1 protein-coding gene is annotated in these 690 nt (G+C 53.0%); it reads right to left on the reverse strand.

From position 1 onward, the window contains the following. Positions 1 to 592: IS110 family transposase (locus Q668_RS16345; RefSeq protein WP_022990706.1), on the reverse strand; the 592-nt coding region annotated here is incomplete at its 3' end. Positions 593 to 690: the final 98 nt, after the last annotated feature.

A 690-nucleotide genomic window follows, 5' to 3' on the forward strand; every position in this document is an offset into this window, starting at 1 on the left:
CATGCATCTGTATCTGGCGATTGGCCTCTCTCCACTCTTCCAACAGACTCTGTAAGGCCTCTCTGGCAGCACAGGTCAGTGGGTTCTCCGCGTCCTCCAGCAACTCTGGTAACGCCTTGAGCAATCGTTCCTTGCCTGGCGCAACGATGACGCCGTACTCGTTCAGAAAGCCCCGGATCTGATTGATCAACGCGGTCCGGGCCTGGACCTTCCGATTGATCAGCTTATGCAGCACCAGTATGTCTGTTTGCTCCAGCGATCTCGGTTCCACAAACCGCATCCTTGGTCGCCGGGCAGCTTCTGTAATCGCAAAGGCATCGTTCCGATCGTTCTTGTTGCCCTTCACAAACGGCTTCACATGCTGGGGCGGAATCAATAACACCTCAAAGCCCAGCTTCTTTAGCTCCCGACCCCAGTAGTTCGAACCACTGCAGGCCTCCATGGCAATCGTCGCTTCCGGATACTGCAGCAACTTCTCAATCAGCCTATTCCTGCGCACTTGATGATTGAACGCCGGGTTGCCGCTTCGGTTCACACCACAAACCTGAAAGACAGTTTTTGCCAAGTCGATTCCGATTAGGGTAACGTTCATCTGAACACCTCTTGTTGTTGACCTATTGATTTCGCACATCTAATAGTGGCGCTTTGACGCCGATCTCAACAAGAGGTGTTCATCCCATCATCCCTGTG

The organism is Marinobacter sp. ES-1, from assembly GCF_000475255.1.
GTDB classification, from domain to species: Bacteria; Pseudomonadota; Gammaproteobacteria; order Pseudomonadales; family Oleiphilaceae; genus Marinobacter; species Marinobacter vinifirmus.